Genomic DNA, 22,394 nt, shown 5'->3' on the forward strand with positions numbered 1-22,394 from the left:
TCCGGCGTTCTTTTCATCGCGCGGAAATCTGCCGCTTTTGCAGGGGATTGACCAGAGGGCCCGGCCCGGACACTTATCGGGCATGAGTGATATCTTGACCATCAACCGGTTACCGCGTGCTTACGAACCCGAACGGGGGGCGGAGGCGCTGGCGCTGCTGCCTGGCCTGACGGGCGATCTTGCGCGGCTGATCGAAGGGACGGCGGGCTGCAGCCCCTACCTGGCCGGCCTCATGGCGAAGGAAGCCGACTGGCTGCCCGGTGCCCTTCACGCCCCGCGCCGCGCGCTTCAGGCAGAGGCGGCGCGGCTTCAGTCGCTGGGCCCGGACCGGATCGCGGAGGGGCTGCGGCAGGGCAAGCGGCGGGTGGCGCTGATTGCGGCGTTGGCTGACCTCTGCGGAGCCTGGACGCTGGAAGAGGTGACCGGCGCGCTGACCGATTACGCCGACCTTTCCGTGCAGCTGGCTCTGCGCGCCGGGCTGGAGCGTGAGATCCGGCGCGGCAAGCTGCCCGGCAAGACCGAGGAAGACCTCGCCAATTGCTGCGGCGTGGTGGCGCTGGCCATGGGCAAGATGGGCGCGCGCGAGCTCAACTATTCCTCCGACATCGACCTGATCGTGCTTTACGAGGAAGCCCAGTACGGTGCCGACCAGGCCGAGGCACGCCCGGCCCTGATCCGTGCCACGCGCTTCATGGTCGCCACGCTGACCGAGATCAGCCGCGAAGGCTATGTCTTCCGCACCGATCTGCGCCTGCGTCCCGATCCCGGCGTGACCCCGGTCTGCCTGGGGATGGAGGCGGCGGAGCGCTATTACGAAAGCCTGGGGCGCACCTGGGAACGCGCGGCCTATATCAAGGCGCGGCCCTGCGCGGGCGACCTGGAGGCGGGCGGGCGTTTCCTGAAGGATCTCAGCCCCTTCGTCTGGCGCCGGCACCTTGATTACGCAGCCATTCAGGATGCCCATGACCTGCGTCTCGCGATCCGAGAAAACAAGGGCTACCACGGGCCGATCGTGCTGCCCGGCCATGACATGAAGCTGGGGCGCGGCGGCATTCGCGAGATCGAGTTCTTCACCCAGTTCCACCAGATAGTGGCGGGGGGGCGCGATCCCTCCTTGCGGATGCGCCAGACGGTGCCGGCGCTGGCGCGGCTGGCCGAAGTGGGCTGGGTGCCCGAAGAGACCGCCGGCCTGCTCTCAAAGCATTACCGTGCCCATCGGGAGGTCGAGCATCGCCTGCAGATGGTGCAGGACGCCCAGACCCACCTGCTGCCGAAAAGCCCCGAGGACATGGCCCGGCTGGCCGCCTTCATGGGGCTGGAAGAGGCAGAGATGCGCACCGGGATCCGCAGCCGCCTGGAAGAGGTGCATGACCTGACAGAGGCCTTCTTTGCCCGCGAGAACCGCGAGGCAGAGGCGCGCAAGCCCCAGGTCGAAACGCCGGAAGTGGATTTCGACGACCAGATCCTGGCGCGCTGGCGGACCTATCCGGCGCTGTCGTCGCGCCGCGCGCAGGAGATCTTTTCAAGGCTGCGCCCGCAGATTCTGGCGGCCCTGGCGCGGGCGGCAAAACCAGAAGAGGCGCTGGTGGCCTTCGACGGCTTCCTGCGCCGCCTGCCGGCCGGCGTGCAGCTGTTTTCCCTGTTCGAGGCCAACCCGCTGCTGATCGACCTGGTGGGCGATATCTCGGCCACGGTGCCGGATCTGGCGATCTATCTCAGCCAGAATGCCAGTGTCTTCGATGCCGTGATCGCGGGGCAGTTTTTCCAGGACTGGCCGGGACTTGAGGCGCTTTGCGCGGGGCTTGAGGCCGTGCTGGCACGAGAGGCGGACTACGAGGCGCGGCTGGATGCGGCGCGGCGCTGGTACAAGGACTGGCATTTCCGCATCGGGGTGCATCACCTGCGCGGGCTGATCGAACCGGCAGAGGCCGGGCGGCAATACGCGGAGCTGGCAGAGGTCATCCTGCGCAAGCTCTGGCCCGTTGTGCAGGCTGAATTCGCCACCCGTCACGGGCCGCCACCGGGGCGCGGCGCGGTGGTGATGGGCATGGGCTCCGTCGGGGCGGGGCGGCTGAATGCGCGCTCTGACCTGGACCTGATCGTGATCTATGATGCGGCGGGCGAGGAAAGCTCCGACGGGCGGCGTCCGCTGGCCTCGCGGACCTATTACGCGCGGCTGACCCAGGCGCTGGTCACGGCGCTTTCCGCGCCCACCGCCGAGGGGCGGCTTTACGAGGTCGACATGCGCCTGCGCCCCTCTGGCAACCAGGGGCCGGTGGCGACCTCCTGGCAGAGCTACAGGGATTACCAGGACAACCAGGCCTGGACCTGGGAACACCTGGCGCTGACGCGGGCGCGGGTGCTGGCGGGGCCGGGGGACCTGGCCGACGAGGTGATGGAATTCCGCCGCGGTCTGATCGCGCGGCACCGCGAAAAGGGCCCGGTTCTCAAGGACGTGGCAGAGATGCGGGCGCGGATCGCCGCCGCGCGGGGCAATCCCGGCGAATGGGAGGTCAAGACCGGGCCGGGCCGCAACCAGGAGATCGAGCTGATGGCCCAGGCCGGCGGGTTGATCGCCGGGGACCCGGAGGGCTGGATCGCCGACGGGCTGCGCCTGGCGCAGGAAAGCGGCTGGATGAGACGGGACGAGGCGGCGCTGCTTGGCTCGACTTACGTGCTGCTGTGGAATATCGGTCAGGTCGGCAAGCTGTTGAGTGACCGGCCCATCGACCCGGAACGCCTTGGCGAAGGGGGCCGCGCGCTGCTGCTGCGCGACACGGGCGCCGAGACCATGGAGGCCCTGCAGTCCGCCTATGAGCTGGCCACGCGCAGCGCGGCCATCGCGATTGACGAGATCCTGGAAAGGGAAGCCGACCCATGGCAAGCATCCGAATGAAGGGCGACCGTGCCGATCCCAAGGCCCTGATCCGGGAGGCCTACCAGATCGAGGGGATCACCGGCGCGGAATGCCGCTCCATCCTGATGGACTGGGCGCTGAGCCTGGGGGAGGGCCAGGATCAGCAGGGCGCGCTGAAGGTGCTGCTGCAACGCCACGGAGAGGCCGCCCCGGATCATCCCATGACGGCCCTGATGCAGGAGGGGCTGGCCACGGTCACCGGTCCCCGCCGCCGGGGGGGCTGGCGATCCCGACCGCGCCACTGAACAAGTGGTAAAGGCGGCGGGCGCATTATCAGGGCTCCTGAGGTGAGTCGTTTTGCGGAAAAGCGCGGGTTAACAGGGCTTTGCAGGGCGAAACGGCACGTCTGTATTACGTCGGTATCGCGTCGGTATTACGTCGGTGCCGATGTCGGTAATTGCCCGGGTTAACGCAGCGCGCTTAGTGGCGGGTCTGAATGGCGCCGCCAGAACAAACCCCCTCGGGTGCTCCGTGACGAGGGCCGGGGCACGCCTGCGCCGCGCATCGAGCGCCGCGCCGGCGTCGGGGGCGGCTGCCCCCTGACCCCCGCGCGCACGGAGAGGGGCGCGCGGGACGGCAGGCCGGGATCTGGGCTGCATCGGGAGGGGGCAGCAGAGATGAAAAAAACGCGGCCCCCGGGAACAGGGGCCGCGTTCTGTGTGATCACTTGGTCTTTCGGGCGGTGCCGGTGCCGCTCAGGGCGCGCGGCATTCATCCGCGTCGGAAAGGCCTTCAGGCGGTGAGAGCGGCGGCCTCGGCTGCCAGTTTCTCGATCCCTTTCCAGTCCTTCGCCTCGATCAGCTCCTGCGGGGCCACCCAGGAGCCGCCGACGCAGATGATGTTCTTCAGCGACAGGTAATCCCTGGCGTTGCCGGGGGTCACGCCGCCGGTGGGGCAGAACATGACGTCCGGGATCGGCGCGCCGATGGCCTTGATCGCCGGGGCGCCGCCGTTGATGGAGGCCGGGAAGAACTTCTGCACGCGGTAGCCGCGCTCCAGCAGGGCCATGACCTCGGACGAGGTGGCGGCCCCGGGCAGCATCGGCAAATCGGCGTCCTCTGCGGCGCTCAGCACACGGTCCGTCGACCCGGGAGAGACGCCGAAGCGCGCGCCGGCCTCGACCACGGCGGTGACGGCGGCCGGGTTCAGGATGGAGCCCGCGCCCACCACGCCGCCTTCGACCTTAGCCATTTCGCGGATCGCATCCAGGGCGGCGGGGGTGCGCAGGGTCACTTCCAGCGCGGGCAGACCGCCCGCGACCAGCGCCCGGGCCAGATCCGCGGCGGTGGAGGCATCGTGGATGACAAGCACCGGGACGACCGGGGCCAGGCGGCAGATCTTCTCGGCTTCTTTGCTTGCGGCTTCAGGGGTCATGGAAAGGCTCCGTGAAAGGTCTTGGAAAAAGGTCTTCGGGCAGGGTCAGACGACGTTGGAGGCCCCGGCAGAGGCCGGACCGGCGTTCTGGCGGAAGGTCTCGAACAGCTCACGGCCGATGCCGAAGCTGTTGGCCGAAAGGTCCACGGGGGCGGCGGTGCGGGTGGAAAGATCCACATCCGTGGTGATCGTGCCGGCCACGGCATCGACGCGCACGACGTCGCCGTCCTGCAGCAGGCCGATCGGCCCGCCATCGGCGGCTTCGGGCGACAGGTGGATCGCGGCGGGCACCTTGCCGGAGGCCCCGGACATGCGGCCATCGGTCAGCAGCGCCACCTTCAGCCCGCGATCCAGCAGCACAGCAAGGGTGGGGGTCAGCGAATGCAGTTCCGGCATGCCGTTGGCCTTGGGGCCCTGGTAGCGCACGACAACCACCATGTCCTCGGTGAACTCGCCGCGCTTGAAGGCGGCCTTCACGTCGTTCTGGTCATGGAAGATGCGCACCGGCGCCTCGACCACATGGTGTTCGGGCTTCACGGCAGAGACCTTCATGATCGCGCGGCCAAGCGGCCCGGAGAGATGCTTGAGCCCGCCGCTTTTCTGGAAGGGATCGCTGGCCGGACGCACGATCTTTTCGTTCAGGCTTTCCTTGGCGCCGGGTTCATAGACGACGCGGCCATCTTTCAGCTTGGGTTCCTGGGTGTAAAGCGCCAGGCCGTCGCCCGCGATGGTCTTGGTATCGTCATGCAGCAGACCGGCATCCAGCAGCTGGCTGATCAGGTAGCCAAGGCCGCCGGCGGCGTGGAAGTGGTTCACGTCTGCCAGCCCGTTGGGATAGACCTTGGCCAGCAGCGGCACGGCCCCGGAGACGGCATCGAAATCCGCCGGGTCCAGGATGATGCCGGCGGCGCGCGCCATGGCGGGCATGTGCAGTACCAGGTTGGTGGAGCCGCCGGTGGCCATCAGGCCGACCATGCCGTTGACGAAGGCCTTTTCATCCAGGATTTCGCCCGCGGGGCGGAATTCATTGCCAAGGGCGGTGATTTCCAGCGCGCGTTCGGTGCCCGCAACGGTCAGCGCATCGCGCATCGGCGTGTTGGGGTTCACGAAGGAAGAGCCGGGCAGGTGCAGGCCCATGAACTCCATCAGCATCTGGTTGGTGTTCGCGGTGCCGTAGAAGGTGCAGGTGCCGGGGGAGTGGTAGGAGGCCATCTCTGCCTCCATCAGCTTGTCGCGGCCGACCTCTCCGGTGGCGTATTGCTGGCGCACCTTGGCCTTCTCGTCGTTGGGCAGGCCAGAGGGCATGGGACCGGCCGGCAGGAAGACCGCCGGGATATGGCCGAAGGTGGCCGCCGCCATGACAAGGCCCGGCACGATCTTGTCGCAGACCCCCATGTAGAGCGCCGCGTCAAAGCAGTTGTGCGACAGGGCCACGCCGGCGGCCATGGCGATCACGTCGCGCGAGAACAGCGAAAGCTCCATCCCCGGCTGGCCCTGGGTGACGCCGTCGCACATGGCGGGCACGCCGCCGGCGACCTGGGCGGTGGCGCCCTTGGCCCGCGCGGTGTCGCGGATCAGCTGGGGGAAGCGTTCGTAGGGCTGGTGGGCCGAGAGCATGTCGTTATAGGCGGTCACGATGCCAAGGTTGGCCGCGCGTCCCTTGGCCAGGGCATCCTGGTCGGCGGGCATGCCGGCATAGGCATGGGCCTGGTTGCCGCAGGTCAGGTGGGCACGGACCGGCCCGGCCTCTGCCGCGGCATTGATCCGGCCCAGGTAGCCTTCGCGGCTGTCGCGGGACCGTTCGATGATGCGGTCGGTTACGTCTGAAATGATCTGGTTCAATGCCATGGTCGAGGCCTCCGTCTGGCTTCGGCGCTGAGACTATGCAGCGTCGCTGGTCGCTTGCGTGTCAGTTTAGCGCTAACATGGAGGACATGCACCCCCGTTCGACGCGAACCGTATGACAATTCGGAAACTATTTAGCAACAGGTTGCAAAACAGGCTGTCGGTACTTGCCGATTTGGTCCGGCTCCAGCATTTTGGCGCAATATTATGAGAAGGAGGAACATATTTTGGGTATGTTCAAAAAAGCTATTTTGTCGGGCGCCGTTCTGGGCAGCGTTGCGCTGCTCTCTGCCTGCGGGGTGAGCAAGGAAGCGTTCTACGTTCAGAGCGTCGATCTGGCGAAATGCACGCCGCTGTCCGAGAAGGGCGTGACGGATTACGACGTGAAAAGCTACGCGGTGCGGGTGCCCCGGTCGCTGAAGACCAATGAAACCGACAATCGCCACCCGGACGTGGATATCGTCTGGCGCGAGGATCCCGAAGGGGATCGCCATGCCCAGGTCCAGACCATCGTGACGGATGCGGCGCGCCGGGCCTTCAAGGCCTCCAACGGGGGGCAGGATGCCAATGTCGGCATCGAGGTGGCCTATTTCCACGCGATGAGCGATAAGACCCGGGCGACCACCGGCGGCTGGCTGACGGTGACTCTTTACGTCACGATCACGGACCCGGTGACCCAGGAACTGCTTGAGCCGACCTATGAGCTGAAGACCCAGCTTAACGGCTATGGCGGGGCAGAGGCCATTGCAGCCGTGGATCGCGGCGAGACCCAGAAGTACCGCATCTCGCGCAACCTGACCGAAGCGCTGCAGGTCGACGTGCTGGGCATCTGCCCGACGGAGTATCCCGCCCCGGTGGCGCGCACCAAGGCGCCGGTCCCCACGGGCGAGCTGCCCGATGCGGTCGAGCGGCTCTGAGCCGCGGCTTGGGATAGCCACCCGACAGAGGGTGCAGGCCTCAGGACGGCCCGGTGGACACACCGGGCCGTTTCGCGTTTCAGCGCGCCGGGCGGGGCAGGGCGCAGGGCCGCCCCCACAAGGGATCTTCCCACGGGGGCGCGAAGCGATTAGGGAAGCGGAATGCAAACGCCCTCAGACATGCCCGTCATCCGCCTGAAACCCAAGACCGACGCCCGCCGTATCCGCCACGGCGCGCCCTGGGTCTATGCCAATGAACTGGTCACCGACCGCCGCACGAAAGCGCTGGCGCCCGGCACCATCGCCCTGCTGGAGGACAGCGAACGCCAGCCCCTGGCGCTGGTGGCCTTCAACGGCGAAAGCCGGATCATCGCGCGGGTGCTGGGCACCCCGGAAAGCGGCCCCGTCGACCTGATGTGGTTCAAGACCCGGTTCGAACGCGCGCTGTCGCTGCGCGAAACCCTGTTCGACGCGCCCTACTACCGGCTCATCCACGCCGAGGCCGATGGCCTGCCCGGCGTCATCATCGACCGGTTCGGCGACACGGCCGTCATCCAGCCTAATGCCGCCTGGGCCGAGGCCCTGCTGGAGCCGCTGGTCGAAGCACTTTGCGCCGTCACCGGGATCAAGAACGTGCTCAAAAGCGCCTCTGGTCGCGCGCGGGGCCTGGAAGGGCTGGACGATGTCTCGGCCGTGCTGAAGGGCAGCGCGCCGGAGCAGGCCCTGCCCGTGACCATGAACGGCGCCACCTACATGGCCGATCTTACAGGGGGTCAGAAGACCGGCCTGTTCTACGACCAGCGCCCCAACCACGCCTTCGGTGCGCGCATGGCGCCCGGCGCAGAGGTGCTGGATGTCTTCGCCCATGTCGGCGGCTTCGGCCTGGCGGCCCTGGCGGCGGGCGCGAAAAGCGCGCTGGCCGTGGATGGCTCTGCCCCCGCGCTGGAGCTTGCGACGCAGGGCGCGGCGGCCATGGGCATGCAGGAGAAATTCGACACCCGGCAGGGCGATGCCTTCGACACGCTGGATGCGCTGGCCAAGGAAGAGCGTACCTTTGACCTGGTGATCTGCGATCCGCCCGCCTTTGCCCCCAACAAGCAATCGCTGGAAGCGGGCCTGCGCGCCTATGAACGGATTGCCCGCCTGGCCGCGCCGCTGGTCAAGGACGGGGGCTACCTGGCCCTGTGCTCCTGCTCCCATGCGGCGGACCTTGAGAAATTCCGCGCCTCCTCCATCCGGGGGATCGGACGCGGGCTATATGGGTCCGGGCGCGGCTTCTCCCTGATCCACACGGGCTTTGCCGGGCCGGATCACCCCACCCATCCGCAACTGGCCGAAAGCTCCTATCTCAAGGCGCTGTTCTTCCGGCTATGAGGGCGGTGCTGGACGCCTGCGTGCTTTACCCAACGGTGATGCGCGAGATGCTGTTCGGCGCGGCCCGGGCGGGCTTTTACGAACCGGTCTGGGGCGCGCGCATTCTTGAGGAATGGGCCCTGACCGGGCGCAAGGCCGGGGCGGGCGGAGAGGCGCAGACGCGGGGCGAAGTGGCCCTGGCGCAGGCCGCCTTTCCCGACGCGCTGCGGCGCTACCCGGCGGAAAGCGAAAAGCGCTTCTGGCTGCCCGACCCGGGGGATCTCCACGTGCTGGCGCTGGCCGTGGCCAGTTCCGCCGACCTGATCGTCACCGCCAATGCCAAGGACTTCCCCCGCCATATCCTGGCGGAAGAAGGCCTGTCGCGCGCCGATCCCGACGCGCTGCTATTGGGCTTCTATGAGGCCAACCCAGAGCCGATCCGCGCCCTGGCGGAAGAAGCCCGTGACCGGATCCAGCAGCTGTCCGGAGAAAGCTGGACCCTGCGCCAGCTGCTGCGCAAGGCGCGGATGCCGCGCCTTGGCAAGGCGCTGGAGCACGCCGCGGGCTGAGCGATCAGGCCTGTTCCGGTTCCAGGTGGCTGGCCTCATGGCCCAGGGCCTGCATCTGCTCTGCCGCGATCTGGAAGCTGCGGATGCGCTTGGCCGGATCATGGATCTGCCCGGCGATGATGATCTCGTCCGGATTGAAGATCTCGATCAGACCCTGCATCTGGCGGCGCACCGTGTCGGGCGATCCGCAGGCAGAGACGGAGAACGCCCGGTCCACCATGGAGACAAGCTGCGGATCGTAGACCGCGTTGATATCCTTGACCGGGTAGGGCAGCGGACCGGGATCGCCCATGCGCAGCTTGATGAAGGCCTGCTGCATGGAGGTACGCAGGTATTCGCCCTCTTCATCGGTTTCCCCGGCAAAGACGTTCATCGCCATCATGAAATGCGGCTTCTCGAGGTATTGCGAGGGGCGGAAGGAGCGGCGGTAGACCTCGGCCGCCTGTTCCAGCGCGTCCGGCGCGAAGTGGGAGGCAAAGGCATAGGGCAGGCCGACCTGCGCGGCCAGCTGCGCGCCATACAGCGAAGACCCCAGGATCCAGATCGGCACGTTGGTGCCTTCGCCCGGCACCGCGTGCAGCTTCTGGTCCGGCGTGGGATCCCCCAGGTAGGCCAGCAGTTCGCCCACGTCGCGGGGGAAGGTATCCTGCTGGGCCATGTGGCGGCGCAGGGCCCGGGCGGTGTTCTGATCCGTGCCCGGCGCGCGCCCAAGCCCCAGGTCGATCCGGTCCGGATAGATCGTGGCCAGGGTGCCGAACTGCTCTGCGATCGCCAGCGGCGCATGGTTGGGCAGCATCACCCCGCCCGAGCCGACGCGGATGCGCTTGGTCGCCCCGGCGATATGGCCGATCAGCACCGAGGTCGCGGAAGAGGCGATGCCGCGGGAATTGTGGTGTTCGGCCAGCCAGTGACGGTTGTAGCCGAAGCGCTCTGCCGCCTGGGCCAGGGCCACGGAATTGGCGATGGCCTGGGCTGTCGTGGCGCCTTCGGGAATGGGCGCAAGATCGAGGAGGGAGTATTTCATGTCGTTCCTTTCAGCCGCCCTGCCACTGGTCGTCCAGGCGAGCGATGGCGGCGATCCGCTCCGGTGTCTTGGGGTGGCTCAGAAGCCAGGCGGGCTTCCCGCTGCCGCCACCGGAGAGGGTTTCGAGTTTTTCCAGCAGCCTGCGCTGCGGATCGGTGCCGTAACCGGCCTTGGTCATCAGGGCGGCGGCATAGGCATCGGCTTCGTATTCATCCTTGCGCGACAGTTTTGCCGCCAGCAGGGACATCAGCGCATTGGCGATCAGCGGGCCAAGGCCGGGGATGAAGCGCGTCAGCATCATCGCCAGCCCCATGCGCAGGGCGTTCTGTCCCGAAAAGTCGATCATCCGCCGCCGGGAATGCCCCAGGGCGACATGCCCCAGCTCATGGGCCACGACCGAGGTGATCTCTTCCGCGGTGACGCTGCCATTGCGGAAGGCCTCGTAAAAGCCACGGGTGATGAAGATGCGCCCGTCCGGTGCGGCCAGCCCGTTGATGGCGGGCACATCGTACAGATGCACCTTGATGCGCGGCAGGTCGAGCGCCCCGGCCAGCCGCTGCATGTGCCCGCGCAGGTGCGGATCGGCCAGTTCGGCGGACTTCTGGTCCAGCTCCTTCTTCAGCCGCCAGGCAGAGAAGCGCCAGGTGACGATCCCGTAGATCAGGGCCAGGAGAAGGGGGGTGAACTTCAGCATCTACCGAATATGTGCTGCGCGGGGGGCGGCCTCAAGGGCGGGGCGGGGAAAGGATGGCTGACGCGGCGCAAGGGCGGGGTGGCGAAAGCTGTGCCAAGGGCCTGTCAGGGGGCGGCAGGATCGGTTTCGGCGCGGCGTTTCGCGCGCAGCTGGCGCATCTTCCATTGCAGCCAGAGCATCAGCACCAGGGCCACCGCCACGGCCATGGTCAGCCCGGCAAAGTTGGAGGCCATGGCGATCACCTGCGGCAGCTGGCTGGCGGCCGTGTAGCCCAGGCCCAGGTAGCCGGTGACCCAGATCAGCTCTCCTGCCGCGTCCCAGGGCAGGAAGACCCGCATCGGCATGCGGGAGGCCCCGGCGGCGAAATTCACGTAAGGCCCCAGCGGGGAGAGCAGCCAGCGCGTCAGGAAGACCGCCACGCCGCCGCGCGCCAGCAGCTGGTGGCGGGCCTCGCTCATCAGGGCGCGGACGCGGGGGCCGGGGCTCAGGCGGGTGGCCAGGGCGCCCTCAAGCCCGCGCGCCATCCAGTAGCCGGCGATATCGCCCAGCACGGCCCCGACATAGGCGCCGACCAACAGGTTCGAAAGCCCCAGGTCCCCCGCCGCCGCCAGCGCCCCGGCCACCAGCATCACCAGGGAGGCCGGCACCGGCAGGGCCACGCAGCTTGCAAAGGTCACCGCCATGATCAGCACCGCGCCGTAATCGACCAGCAGCGCAAAGAGGACCTCTGTCATGGCAGGCATCACCCGGTGCCTCCATGGCGAGGGGGGGCGCGGCGGCCCCTGTCAGGCGGGCGCCGGTCAGTCATGGCCCGTGGCCTCCTCAAGCCAGGCGCTTACCGCTTCCAGGAAATCCTGCTGGGGAATGCCCTTGCGCGCGGCGATCTGGTAGAGCGTCATCGGTTTGCCGTTCGGGACATCCACGTCCAGCTCTTCCAGCATCTCGTGGGGATCCACGGCCCAGGCATGGCCCAGGTAGCCCGGTGTCATCCAGCCCTGGGGCGCGGGCCCCTGCGGCGCGCCGAACTGCATGTGCAGGGTCAGGACCGCCACCCGGATGGCAAAGAACAGCGCCAGCGCCAGGGCGGCCAGCACGGCCGAAAGCACCAGCGGCTGGGCCTTCCAGAGGCGCTTCAGGTCTTCCATGCGGGGCGTCCCTGGCGGGATCTCCTGGCGCTCATCGGGCCAGCATCTTCATGCCGTCTTCCAGCCCGGCCAGTGTCATGGGCACCATGCGGTCCTCGAATAGCTCGCGGATCATGGCGATGGACTGGGTGTAGTCCCAGAATTTCTCAGGCACCGGGTTCAGCCAGATCGTATCGGGCCATTGCTCGCGCGCGCGGCGCAGCCAGACCTGGCCGGATTCCGGGTTCCAGTGTTCGTTGGCACCACCCGCGACGGCGATCTCGTAAGGGCTCATGGAGGCATCGCCGACGAAGATGCACTTGTACTCCGGCCCGTAGGTGCGCAGCACCTCCCAGGTGGGGGTCTGCTCGCCCCAGCGGCGGCCATTGTCGCGCCACACGCCTTCGTAAAGGCAGTTGTGGAAGTAGTAATGCTCCAGGTGCTTGAACTCGCCCCGCGCGGCGGAAAAAAGCTCTTCCACCATCCTGATGTGACCGTCCATCGAGCCGCCCACGTCAAGGAACAGCAGGACCTTCACGGCATTGCGCCGTTCCGGGCGGGTCTGCACGTCCAGGTAGCCATGTTCGGCGGTGGCGCGGATGGTGCCGTTCAGGTCCAGCTCTTCGGCGGCCCCGTCGCGGGCCCATTTGCGCAGCCGCTTCAGCGCCACTTTGATGTTGCGCGTGCCCAGCTCGCGCGTGTCGTCGAAATTGCGGAACTCGCGCTTGTCCCAGACCTTGACCGCGCGCTGGTGGCGGCTTTCCTTCTGCCCGATGCGCACGCCCTCGGGATTGTAGCCATCCGCCCCAAAGGGAGAGGTCCCGCCGGTGCCGACCCACTTGTTGCCGCCCTGGTGGCGCTCGGTCTGTTCGGCCAGCCGTTCCTTAAGCGTTTCCATCAGCTTCTCGAAGCCGCCAAGGGCCTCGATCTGGGCCTTTTCCTCTTCGCTGAGGTGTTTCTCTGCCATGGAGCGCAGCCAGTCCGCGGGGATCTCCACGCGTTCCAGCATGTCCTGGGCGCTGATCGCCTCAAGCCCGGAAAAGGCAGCGGCAAAGGCGCGGTCAAACTTGTCGATATTGCGCTCGTCCTTCACCATCGCCGAGCGGGCGAGGTAGTAGAACCCTTCGGGATCATAGGTGACCAGCCCGGCCTTCAGCGCCTCCAGGAAGGTCAGGTATTCGCGCAGGGAAACCGGAACGGCGTGGTCGCGCAGGCTCTGGAAGAAGGGGATGAACATCAGGCCTCTGGGCGTTTGGCCCGGTGCGGCATGCCCGGACCCGGTGTCAGGTCGAAAGCCGGTGCACGAGGATCGTCAGGACCAGGCCCACCAGCGCGAAGATGATGGCATGAACAATGGCATATTGCCAAATGTCCTTGCGATTTCCGCCACGCGTCTTGGCGCGAAAGCCGCCGAAAAGCGCGCCAAGGAACAAGCCTGCAAGGACCAGCATGGTCAGTCTCCGTTATACTGCGGGTTCAGGGAGGCCGCGATTTGCAGCTTGTTCCAGATCACCCAATCCGGGGCGAAGCCGTAGCGCGCCCAGCCCAGACTGTCCAGCCTGACGGACTCCGCGCGCGCCTCCTGGCCATCCAGGTGCAGCGCCTGGGCTTCCAGCATTTCGCACCAGGCCAGCAGGGCGGCATCCTGGTGGCGCCGCGCCTCTGCCTCGGCCGGGCGCAGCATGGCGATGGCCTGCTGGGGCTGGTCGCGCACCAGGTCATAGCCGGCCAGTTGGGCGGCCACGTTGGCGGCCTGAAGCGCGGTATCGGGCAGGGCGGAATAAAGCGCATGGGCATGGCGCAGCAGCGGTTCAGCCTCGATCGCGGATTTGCGCAGGGTCAGGCGGCCCAGCATGTAATAGGAAAAGGCGGTGCGATTGTCGTTCCAGCCTTCCTTTTCGGCGATGGCCACCGCATCCGTGGCCCCGCGCAGCCGCATCGCTGGAGAGGACCCGGGCCCAAGCGCGCGGGCCACGGCGTCGGTCCACTGTCGCGGCGTGGGGCGGGGGTTGCGCGGGGCGATGGACTGGCCCTGCGGGTTCATCCGCGCCAGCAGACCTGGCAGCCGAGCCTGGACCTGGGCGGGCGTCATGCCACTGTGCAGCTCCGGCGCATAGGTCAGCCGCAGGATCAACATGTCATAGCCGGTCAGGATCGGGTGCATGTTGTCATCGTTGAAGGTGCTGTCGGGCAGCCGGTAGAGATCGTTGAGCGGCCCCAGCGCCTGAGCCATTTCCTCGTGCAGGCAATCGCGCAGCTCCTGCGGGGCGGCATCGCCGGGCACGAAGATGGCGATCTGGTCGCGCTTGGTCAGCCGCGCCCAATCCGTGCGCCCGGAGCGCTGCGCGCGACGGTATTCGGAGAGGTCCGTGATACCCGGCACCACGAAGCAGGCGGCATCGGGCAGTTCCTGGCGGATGTCGGCTCCGCGCACGGGCTGGACCACCAGGTTGGCGCGCTCATTGCCCCGGGCCATCCGGATATCCACGCCGGCTTCGCGCCGCAGCCGCCCGATCAGCGCGTCGAGGTCGCGGGTGAAGGTCGGGGGCAGGGGGCCGGTGCCCCGGTTGACGGCTATGCGCACGGGCTCTTCGAAGCGGGTCAGCATCGGCAGCTTGCGCCCGGATTCCAGCTTGAAACTGAGATCCAGGAAATCCTGCGCCAGGTCCACGTTGGAGACCTGCGGGCGGCGGGGCTGCACGGGCCCGAAGCGCTTCATCGGCGGCAGCGGCGGGTGCACCTCTGTCTGGGTTTCGGGCATCAGCTCCGTGCGGTCCGGGTCGGGCAGCTCGGTACAGCCGGCCACCAGGCCCAGCGCCAGGGCACAGATCACGAGCGGGCCGCGCGGGCCCCGGCCGATGCGCTTCATCATGCGGGCAGGACCCTTTGGTACTTGATGAAATCGGTGACCCGGGCAAGGCGATCGTAAAGCTGGCGCGCGGTGGCGTTGTCCTCTTGCGTCAGCCAGTAGACCGTGGGTGCGCCGGCGGCATCGGCTGCCGCATAGACCCCTTCGATCAGCGCCCGGCCCAGCCCGATGCCGCGGGCCTTGGGGTGGGCATAGAGATCCTGGAGGTAGCAGACCTCTTCCACCTTCCAGCCATGGCGGTGGAACAGGTAATGGGTCAGCCCCATGGGGGTGCCGTCCACCTCTGCGATCAGGCCCGAGAAATCGCGCGGGTCATCGCCCAGCAGGCGCTCGAAGTAGGTGTCATGCAGGCCCGGCGCCGCCGTCGTGCCGTAGAAGTCGAGGTAGAGATCCCAGAGCGCGCCCCATGCGTCGCGGTCCCCGCGTTCCAGCGGTCTGACGGTGATCCTTGCTTGCGACATTCCTGGGGCCTTTCCTGAGCGCCGGTCGTGCCGGCCTCCGATTAGTGAGCGTGCCGGCCGCCGGGATCAAGCCCCGTACCGGGCGGAGGCGGTGCTTCGCCGCCTCCTGTCACGCGGGGGCATCACGGGGCCGTTACGAGTGGGGCTGTGACGCGCCCAGCCGGCTTTCGTGGCCAGCCAAGGGGCAAGGCGCGCCGGGGCGCCTTTAGCGGCGCTGCCCGCGCGCCATGAAGGCCAGCCGTTCAAACAGGTGCACATCCTGTTCATTCTTCAGCAGCGCGCCGTGAAGCCGGGGCAGGGCATTGGCCCCGTCGCGCTTCAGATCCTCGGGCGACAGGTCCTCTGCCAGCAGCAGTTTCAGCCAGTCCAGCACCTCTGAAGTGGAGGGCTTCTTCTTCAGCCCGTTGGTCTCGCGCAGCTCGAAGAACTGGGTCAGGGCGGTGGTCAGCAGGGCGGGCTTGATGCCGGGGTGATGGACCTCCACGATCCGGCGCATCGTCTCCATGTCCGGGAAGCGGATGTAATGGAAGAAGCAGCGGCGCAGGAAGGCATCCGGCAGCTCCTTCTCGTTGTTGGAGGTGATGATCACGATGGGCCGGTGCAGCGCGCGGATGGTCTGCCCGGTCTCGTAGACGTGGAATTCCATCCGGTCGAGTTCCTGGAGCAGGTCGTTGGGAAACTCGATATCGGCCTTGTCGACCTCGTCAATCAGCAGCACGACCTTCTCATCGGCCTCGAAAGCCTGCCAGAGCTTGCCGCGGCGGATGTAATTGGCCACGTCATGCACGCGTTCCTCGCCCAGCTGGCTGTCCCGCAGGCGGCTGACGGCGTCGTATTCGTAAAGCCCCTGCTGCGCCTTGGTGGTCGACTTGACGTTCCACTCGATCATCTGAAGGCCCAGGGATTGGGCAATCTGGCGCGCCAGCTCCGTCTTGCCGGTCCCGGGCTCGCCTTTCACCAGAAGCGGGCGTTCCAGCGTGACGGCCGCATTGACCGCCACTTTAAGGTCTTCTGTTGCAACGTAAGTTTCCGTGCCGTCAAAACGCATGTTTCTCAACTTTCTGTCGCGGACCGTCCCGGCCCATGGAATGCCAATTCCGGTAAACGATAAAGTTTTCCGCAATCTCCGGCAATCCATCTGGGTTAACAGGAATTGTGTAGTGACAACCATAGGGGAACAGTTTAAGCCCCGCCGCAGGGGACCCCGCGGCTCGAAATGGCAGGAGCGATCGAGGGCTGCGGACAAGTTTGGGAGCCGCTGATGAAAGCTGAAACTTTCCTTGATGACGACTATCGTCCGGCAGAGGACGAACCATTCATGAACGAGCGCCAGCTCGAATATTTTCGCCGAAAACTCCATGCCTGGAAAGAGGATATCCTCGCCGACAGCCGTGATACGGTCGAAGGCCTCCAGGAAAACACCCGCAACATTCCCGACGTCGCAGACCGCGCTTCCGAAGAAACGGATCGCGCGCTTGAGCTGCGCACGCGAGACCGGCAGCGCAAGCTGGTGTCCAAGATCGACAGCGCCCTGCGCCGCATCGATGAAGGCGAATACGGTTACTGCGAAGTAACCGGAGAGCCGATCTCGTTGAAGCGTCTGGATGCCCGGCCGATCGCCACGATGAGTCTGGAAGCCCAGGAACGTCATGAGCGCCGCGAGCGGGTGCACCGCGACGACTAAGCCGGTCGCGCCGGGGTCACCCGGCAAAGACCACCCCCGGCGCCAGGTGGCGGCTCTGCACCGTCCCCCGGGATCGCCCGGAAAGGGACAGATCAGGCGCCCCGGGGGCGAGGAGGGGGCCAGGACCGGCCCGACAACCTGACGCCATCGTGAAGAGAATGACTGACGCCGGGGCAAAAGCTCCGGCGTTGTCGCTTGCAAAGACCTGCCTTGCGGGGCCATATCCACCGGCGCCCGGTCCCGGCCAGGCGCGAGGACGGAAAACGGGCGGAAGACCCTTGCAGTTGAATGATATGAAGATCGTCGTGATCGGCGCGGGCATCGGCGGGCTGGCCGCGGCCCGGGCGCTGGCCCTGCGCGGGGCCGATGTCACCGTGGTGGAACAATCAGAGGCGATCCGCGAAGTGGGCGCCGGGCTGCAGGTCAGCCCCAATGGCGCCGCGGTGCTGCGCGGGCTCGGGCTGGACCCGGCCGCCATTGGCCAGCCGGGCCGGGCGATCAACCTGCTCGACCGCAGCGGCCGCCGCGCCCTGCGCATGGAGCTCGGATCGCAAGCCGCCGGCCAGGACTCGGGCTATTACTTCTGTCACCGCGCCGACCTGATCTGCGCCCTTGCCGAAAGCGCCCGCGCCGCCGGCGCCCGCATCCGCCTGTTGCAAAAGGTGGATGAGGTCACCCCCGGCACCGATCCCGAAATCCGCATCTGCAACACCGCCCGCTTTCGCCCGGACCTGGTGATCGGCGCCGATGGCCTGCATTCGCGCCTGCGCCACGCCATGCTGGGCGACGGCAAGGCCAGCTTCACCGGCCAGGTCGCCTGGCGCGCCCTGATCCCGGCAGAGAAAGCCCCCGCGCCGGAAGTGCGCCTGTTCATGGGCCCGGGCCGCCACCTGGTCAGCTATCCCCTGCGCGGCGGCACGTTGATCAACCTCGTCGGGATCGAGGAACGCGGCGCCTGGGCCGCGGACAGCTGGTCCCAGCAGGACGACCCCCGCAACATGCGCCGCGCCTTCGCCGGCTTCTGCCCCGAGGTCCGCGAGATGCTGGACCGGGTCACCACCTGCCATCTCTGGGGCCTGCATCGCCACCCCGTCGCCCCGCAATGGGTCTCCGGCCATACGGCCCTCCTCGGGGATGCCGCTCATCCCACGCTGCCGTTCCTCGCACAGGGCGCCAACCTCGCGCTGGAGGACGCCTGGGTGCTGGCCGAAAGCCTTGGCACGGCCGGGGAAATCTCCACCGGCCTCGCCCGCTACCAGGATGCCCGCGCCCCCCGCTGCCGCCGCGCGATCGAGGCCGCGAACCGCAACGCCTGGAAATACCACCTGCGCTTCCCGCCGCTGCGCCTGGCCGCCCATACCATGCTGCGCGCCACCCAACGTCTCGCGCCAGAGATGATGCTGCGCCAGTTCGACTGGCTCTATGGCCACGACGTGACCGGCGGCCAGACCCTGGCCTGACGCCCAGCGCCTCGCCTCCGGCACCCCCTTTTCCCATTTCTTCTTGCCGAAAAACTCCGGGGGAGTCCCGCAGGGACGGGGGCTGGCCCCCATTCTTACACCGCCCGCCTCGGGGCGCGCCCTCAGCCCCCCTCCGCCACCCCCTCCGCCACAAGCTCCAGGAAGTTGCGCAGCGTCGGGGTGACATCCGCCCTTCGCCAGCAGATCCCGGTCTCCAGCAGCGGCGGATCTCCATCCAGCGCCCGGTAGCAGACCCCGGCGCGGGCCAGGTTGCGCAGGGATCGCGGCACCAGCGCCAGCCCCATCCCGGCAGAGACCAGGCTGATGATGGTCTGCATCTGGATCGCCTGCTGGGCCACGCGGGGGCGCACGCCGCGCGCTGTGTAATAGCCCGTCACCAGGTCATGGAACAGCGGCGCGGCGCGGCGCGGAAAGACGATCAGCGGCTTGTCGGTCACCGCCTCCGGCGGCAGGGGCGCCGTGCCGCCCGGCAGCCGCCCTTCCGCGATCCAGCTTTCCGGCACGGCGGCCACCAGCGGTTCGGCCAGCAGGCGGCGGTAATCCAGCGCCTCGGGCAGGGGATCGTCCCCATGGGGGATGATGATCCCCGCCTGGCCCCGCCCGGCCGCTAGGGCGGTGATCTGCATGTCGCTGGTCATCTCCGTCAGGGACAGCTCCACCCCGGGAAAGCGCGTCCGGAACCCCTGCACAAGGTCCGGCAACACGCTGTAATCCGCGGTCGAGACAAAGCTCAGCTCCAACCGCCCGGCGGCCCCGCCGCGCAGCTGGCCGGCGATCTCCGTCAGCCCCTCAATCCCGTTCAGGGCTTCCTGCGCATGGGGCAGGAAATCCGCCCCAAAGGGGCTCAGCGCCACGGACCGCCGGGTGCGATGGAACAGGGCCGCGCCCAGCTCGCTTTCCAGCGCGCGGATGGATTGGGACAGCGGCGGCTGGGTTATCCCCAGTTTCTCCGCCGCGCGGCCAAAGTGCAGCTGCTCTGCAACGGCCAGGAAATGACGCAGCTGGCGCGGCTCCATGGGCGATCCTTCATATCTGCTACGACTTAATACGCGCAGAATAATATATTTCACTCTCCCATGCGAGGGGGGTACTCTCTGCCAGATCCAATTCAGAGGGAGGGTTCGATGCCCCGCTATCGTTCGAGAACCAGTACCCATGGCCGCAACATGGCCGGCGCTCGTGGCCTTTGGCGTGCCACCGGCATGAAGGAAGGCGACTTCGGCAAGCCGATCATCGCCATCGTGAACTCCTTCACGCAATTCGTGCCCGGCCACGTCCACCTCAAGGACCTGGGCCAGCTGGTCGCCGAAGAGGTCGAGAAGGCCGGTGGCGTCGCCAAGGAATTCAACACCATCGCGGTGGATGACGGCATCGCCATGGGCCATGACGGCATGCTCTATTCGCTGCCCTCGCGCGAGGTGATCGCGGATTCCGTGGAATACATGGTCAACGCCCATTGCGCCGATGCCATGGTCTGCATTTCCAACTGCGACAAGATCACCCCCGGGATGATGATGGCCGCCATGCGGCTGAACATTCCGGTGATCTTCGTCTCCGGCGGTCCGATGGAAGCCGGCAAGGTCCAGCTGAGCGACCTTGACGTCAAGAAGCTCGACCTGGTGGACGCCATGGTCGCCGCCGCCTCGGAAACCTACACGGACGAGGAAGTGCTCGCGATCGAGGAAGCCGCCTGTCCCACCTGTGGCTCCTGCTCGGGCATGTTCACGGCCAACTCGATGAACTGCCTGGCAGAGGCCCTTGGCCTGGCATTGCCCGGCAATGGCTCTACCCTGGCGACCCACGCGGACCGCAAGCACCTGTTCCTGGAAGCCGGGCGCAGCATCGTTGAGATCACCCGCCGCCACTACGAGCTGGACGAAAAGGGCCTGCTCCCGCGCGAGATCGCCACCTTCGAGGCCTTCCAGAACGCCATGTCGCTCGATATCGCCATGGGCGGGTCGACCAACACCGTGCTGCACCTGCTGGCCATCGCCAACGAGGGCGGCGTCGACTTCACCATGGACGACATCGACAAGTTGTCGCGCAAGGTGCCCTGCCTGTGCAAGGTCGCGCCCAACATCGAGAACGTCCACATGGAAGACGTCCACCGCGCCGGTGGCATCTTCTCCATCCTGGGGGAGCTGTCGCGCGCCGGCCTGCTGCATGACGATTGCGCCACGGTCCACAGTTCGACCATGGCCGAAGCCATCGGCAAGTGGGACATCAAGGTCGCCAACAACCCGCAGGCCGAACAGCTGTTCAAGGCCGCACCGGGGGGCGTGCGCACGACCCAGGCCTTCTCGACAGAGAACCGCTACAAGGACCTGGACACCGACCGCGCCAATGGCGTGATCCGGGCGAAGGAACATGCCTTCAGCCAGGATGGCGGGCTGGCCGTGCTCTTCGGCAATATCGCCGAGGAAGGCTGTATCGTGAAGACCGCGGGGGTCGATGCCTCGATCCTGAAGTTCACCGGCTCTGCCCACGTCTGCGAAAGCCAGGAAGACGCGGTGAACGACATCCTGACCGGCAAGGTCAAGGAAGGCGACGTGGTCATCATCCGCTACGAGGGGCCGCGCGGCGGGCCGGGGATGCAGGAAATGCTCTACCCGACCAGCTACCTCAAGTCGAAGGGCCTGGGCAAAGCCTGCGCGCTGCTGACGGACGGGCGCTTCTCCGGCGGGACCTCGGGCCTGTCGATCGGTCACGTTTCCCCGGAAGCGGCAGAGGGCGGCACCATCGGCCTGGTCGAAAAGGGCGACAAGATCGAGATCGACATCCCCAACCGGACCATCAACCTGGCCGTGGACGATGCGACGCTGGCCGCGCGCCGTGCCGCACAGGACGAAAAGGGCTGGGCCCCGGCCACCAAGCGCCCGCGCAAGGTGTCCACCGCGCTGCGCGCCTATGCAGCGCTCACCACCTCTGCCGCACGCGGCGCGGTGCGTGACGTGGACCAGCTGAACAAGACCCGGGTCTGATCCGGGTCAGGGCCCTCTAAAAGGGCCTGAGAAAAGGGAAACCCCGCGCCTGACCAGGGCGCGGGGTTTTTTATTTCAGCGGTGTGTCCTGCTGTCTGCCGGGCGGGCAGATCAGAGGGGCAGATCAGAGCGCCAGTTCCGCCCAGAGCGGCACGTGGTCAGAGGGCTTGTCCCGTCCGCGAATGCTGCTGTCGATGCCGCAGTCAGTGACCAGGTCGGCGCATTGCGGGCTCATCAGCATGTGGTCGATACGGATGCCGTCGTTCTTGTTCCAGGCGCCCGCCTGGTAATCCCAGAAGGTGTAATGCCCCGGCGCCGCGTGCCGGGTGCGGAAGATCTCGGTAAAGCCCAGGTTCAGGATCCGGCGATAGGCGGCGCGGCTCTCGGGGCGGAACAGCGCGTCATCGCGCCATTTGTCCGGGTTGGCGGCGTCTTCCTCCTGCGGGATGATGTTGTAATCCCCCAGCAGCACGCAGGGCTCTTCCGTTGCCAGAAGCTCCGTCGCGCGGGCCTGCATCCGCTCCATCCAGCCCAGCTTGTAGGCATATTTCCCGCCCTCCACCGGGCGGCCTGCCGCGTCCAGCTCCACCGGGTTGCCGTTGGGCAGGTAAAGCCCGCAGATGCGCAGCGCGGTGTGATCGCCCACCACCGTGGCTTCGATCCAGCGCGCCTGTTCGTCGCCCTCGTCCCCGGGCAGGCCCCGCGTCACGTCCTCCAGCGGCAGCTTGGACAGGATCGCCACCCCGTTGAAGCTTTTCTGGCCGTGGGTTTCCACCTGGTAGCCGCGATCCTCGAAAAGCTCGCGGGGGAAGTTCTCGTCCACGGACTTGATCTCCTGCAGCACGGCCACGTCGGGCTGTGCCTCGTCCAGCCAGTCGCCCAGCGCGTTAACACGGGCCTTGATCCCGTTGATGTTGAACGTGGCGATTTTCATGAAAGGGGCTCCTTCTGGCTGCTGTCCCCTGATGACAAGGCTGCGGGCCGGGCGCAAGCCGAACGACGTTTGCGCAGCGGGCCCTGGCGCCGGGGTTTTGCGCCGGGCAGGGGGGTGAAACCTGTGTCGCCGCAGACCGGAAATCGGTCAGCACTGGGCGCTTGCGC

At 67.2% G+C, this 22,394-nt stretch carries 21 protein-coding genes; 8 read left to right on the forward strand and 13 right to left on the reverse strand.

All coding sequences use genetic code 11. The features are described from left to right. Window positions 1-82: 82 nt before the first annotated feature. Both HCZ97_RS04945 and HCZ97_RS04950 read left to right on the forward strand, forming a co-directional pair. Entirely contained in the window at window positions 83-2,896 is a 2,814-nt protein-coding gene (locus HCZ97_RS04945; RefSeq protein WP_167687573.1) for a bifunctional [glutamine synthetase] adenylyltransferase/[glutamine synthetase]-adenylyl-L-tyrosine phosphorylase, read from the forward strand. Then, the gene (locus HCZ97_RS04950) at window positions 2,878-3,162 is read left to right on the forward strand and encodes a hypothetical protein (RefSeq protein WP_254871354.1); all 285 of its coding nucleotides are present in this window, start codon (window positions 2,878-2,880) and stop codon (window positions 3,160-3,162) included. Before HCZ97_RS04945 ends, HCZ97_RS04950 begins: the two co-directional genes overlap by 19 nt. Window positions 3,163-3,649: 487 nt before the next feature. Here HCZ97_RS04950 and eda read toward each other — a convergent pair whose 3' ends face one another. Beyond that, entirely contained in the window at window positions 3,650-4,291 is a 642-nt protein-coding gene (gene eda, locus HCZ97_RS04955; RefSeq protein WP_167687574.1) for a bifunctional 4-hydroxy-2-oxoglutarate aldolase/2-dehydro-3-deoxy-phosphogluconate aldolase, read from the reverse strand. A 45-nt stretch (window positions 4,292-4,336) separates the two neighbouring features. Next, window positions 4,337-6,139, reverse strand: coding sequence for a phosphogluconate dehydratase (gene edd, locus HCZ97_RS04960; protein WP_167687575.1), 1,803 nt, complete (start codon window positions 6,137-6,139; stop codon window positions 4,337-4,339). A 230-nt stretch (window positions 6,140-6,369) separates the two neighbouring features. Here edd and HCZ97_RS04965 point away from each other — a divergent pair, with 230 nt between their 5' ends. The 3 genes from HCZ97_RS04965 to HCZ97_RS04975 all read left to right on the forward strand — a co-directional run bounded on the left by HCZ97_RS04965 (window position 6,370) and on the right by HCZ97_RS04975 (window position 8,975). After that, the gene (locus HCZ97_RS04965) at window positions 6,370-7,053 is read left to right on the forward strand and encodes a DUF6778 family protein (RefSeq protein ID WP_167687576.1); all 684 of its coding nucleotides are present in this window, start codon (window positions 6,370-6,372) and stop codon (window positions 7,051-7,053) included. 162 nt (window positions 7,054-7,215) lie between these two features. Continuing rightward, window positions 7,216-8,427 carry an RSP_2647 family RNA methyltransferase gene (locus HCZ97_RS04970; RefSeq protein ID WP_167687577.1) on the forward strand — a complete coding sequence of 404 codons (1,212 nt, stop codon included), beginning with the start codon at window positions 7,216-7,218 and terminating at the stop codon, window positions 8,425-8,427. Continuing rightward, window positions 8,424-8,975, forward strand: a complete 552-nt coding sequence (locus HCZ97_RS04975) for an RSP_2648 family PIN domain-containing protein (RefSeq protein WP_167687578.1) — start codon at window positions 8,424-8,426, stop codon at window positions 8,973-8,975. Before HCZ97_RS04970 ends, HCZ97_RS04975 begins: the two co-directional genes overlap by 4 nt. A gap of 4 nt (window positions 8,976-8,979) precedes the next feature. Here HCZ97_RS04975 and HCZ97_RS04980 read toward each other — a convergent pair whose 3' ends face one another. The 9 genes from HCZ97_RS04980 to HCZ97_RS05020 form a co-directional block, all read right to left on the reverse strand. Next, complete coding sequence (locus HCZ97_RS04980) at window positions 8,980-9,999, reverse strand: LLM class flavin-dependent oxidoreductase (RefSeq protein WP_167687579.1); 1,020 nt, start codon at window positions 9,997-9,999, stop codon at window positions 8,980-8,982. Window positions 10,000-10,009: 10 nt separating this feature from the next. Further along, window positions 10,010-10,693, reverse strand: a complete 684-nt coding sequence (locus HCZ97_RS04985; protein WP_167687580.1) for a M48 family metalloprotease — start codon at window positions 10,691-10,693, stop codon at window positions 10,010-10,012. A gap of 104 nt (window positions 10,694-10,797) precedes the next feature. Further along, on the reverse strand, window positions 10,798-11,436 hold the full coding sequence (locus HCZ97_RS04990) for a DedA family protein (RefSeq protein ID WP_167687581.1): 639 nt from the start codon (window positions 11,434-11,436) through the stop codon (window positions 10,798-10,800). A gap of 57 nt (window positions 11,437-11,493) precedes the next feature. Further along, window positions 11,494-11,838, reverse strand: a complete 345-nt coding sequence (locus tag HCZ97_RS04995) for a hypothetical protein (protein WP_167687582.1) — start codon at window positions 11,836-11,838, stop codon at window positions 11,494-11,496. A gap of 31 nt (window positions 11,839-11,869) precedes the next feature. Continuing rightward, window positions 11,870-13,054: a VWA domain-containing protein gene (locus HCZ97_RS05000; RefSeq protein ID WP_167687583.1), complete on the reverse strand. Its 1,185-nt coding sequence runs from the start codon at window positions 13,052-13,054 to the stop codon at window positions 11,870-11,872. 46 nt (window positions 13,055-13,100) lie between these two features. Next, window positions 13,101-13,268 carry a hypothetical protein gene (locus tag HCZ97_RS05005; protein WP_167687584.1) on the reverse strand — a complete coding sequence of 56 codons (168 nt, stop codon included), beginning with the start codon at window positions 13,266-13,268 and terminating at the stop codon, window positions 13,101-13,103. Between the two features lie 2 nt (window positions 13,269-13,270). Further along, window positions 13,271-14,689, reverse strand: a complete 1,419-nt coding sequence (locus HCZ97_RS05010; RefSeq protein ID WP_254871355.1) for a DUF2927 domain-containing protein — start codon at window positions 14,687-14,689, stop codon at window positions 13,271-13,273. Continuing rightward, complete coding sequence (locus HCZ97_RS05015; RefSeq protein WP_167687585.1) at window positions 14,686-15,147, reverse strand: GNAT family N-acetyltransferase; 462 nt, start codon at window positions 15,145-15,147, stop codon at window positions 14,686-14,688. Before HCZ97_RS05015 ends, HCZ97_RS05010 begins: the two co-directional genes overlap by 4 nt. Window positions 15,148-15,352: 205 nt before the next feature. After that, entirely contained in the window at window positions 15,353-16,195 is an 843-nt protein-coding gene (locus HCZ97_RS05020) for a MoxR family ATPase (RefSeq protein ID WP_167687586.1), read from the reverse strand. 213 nt (window positions 16,196-16,408) lie between these two features. Between HCZ97_RS05020 and dksA the strand changes: the two genes are divergently transcribed. Continuing rightward, entirely contained in the window at window positions 16,409-16,831 is a 423-nt protein-coding gene (gene dksA / locus HCZ97_RS05025; RefSeq protein ID WP_167687587.1) for an RNA polymerase-binding protein DksA, read from the forward strand. A gap of 293 nt (window positions 16,832-17,124) precedes the next feature. Next, window positions 17,125-18,291, forward strand: a complete 1,167-nt coding sequence (locus tag HCZ97_RS05030) for an FAD-dependent monooxygenase (RefSeq protein ID WP_368484327.1) — start codon at window positions 17,125-17,127, stop codon at window positions 18,289-18,291. Between the two features lie 122 nt (window positions 18,292-18,413). Here the strand turns inward: HCZ97_RS05030 and HCZ97_RS05035 are convergent, their stop codons facing one another. Continuing rightward, on the reverse strand, window positions 18,414-19,328 hold the full coding sequence (locus HCZ97_RS05035; RefSeq protein WP_167687589.1) for a LysR family transcriptional regulator: 915 nt from the start codon (window positions 19,326-19,328) through the stop codon (window positions 18,414-18,416). Between the two features lie 108 nt (window positions 19,329-19,436). On the opposite strand from HCZ97_RS05035, the gene ilvD reads away from it, so the two are divergent. After that, window positions 19,437-21,293, forward strand: a complete 1,857-nt coding sequence (ilvD, locus tag HCZ97_RS05040) for a dihydroxy-acid dehydratase (RefSeq protein WP_167687590.1) — start codon at window positions 19,437-19,439, stop codon at window positions 21,291-21,293. Window positions 21,294-21,417: 124 nt separating this feature from the next. Here the strand turns inward: ilvD and xth are convergent, their stop codons facing one another. Continuing rightward, on the reverse strand, window positions 21,418-22,227 hold the full coding sequence (gene xth / locus HCZ97_RS05045) for an exodeoxyribonuclease III (protein WP_167687591.1): 810 nt from the start codon (window positions 22,225-22,227) through the stop codon (window positions 21,418-21,420). Window positions 22,228-22,394 lie beyond the last annotated feature (167 nt).

It is taken from the genome of Pseudooceanicola sp. HF7, assembly GCF_011806405.1.
Classification (GTDB): Bacteria; Pseudomonadota; Alphaproteobacteria; order Rhodobacterales; family Rhodobacteraceae; genus Pseudooceanicola.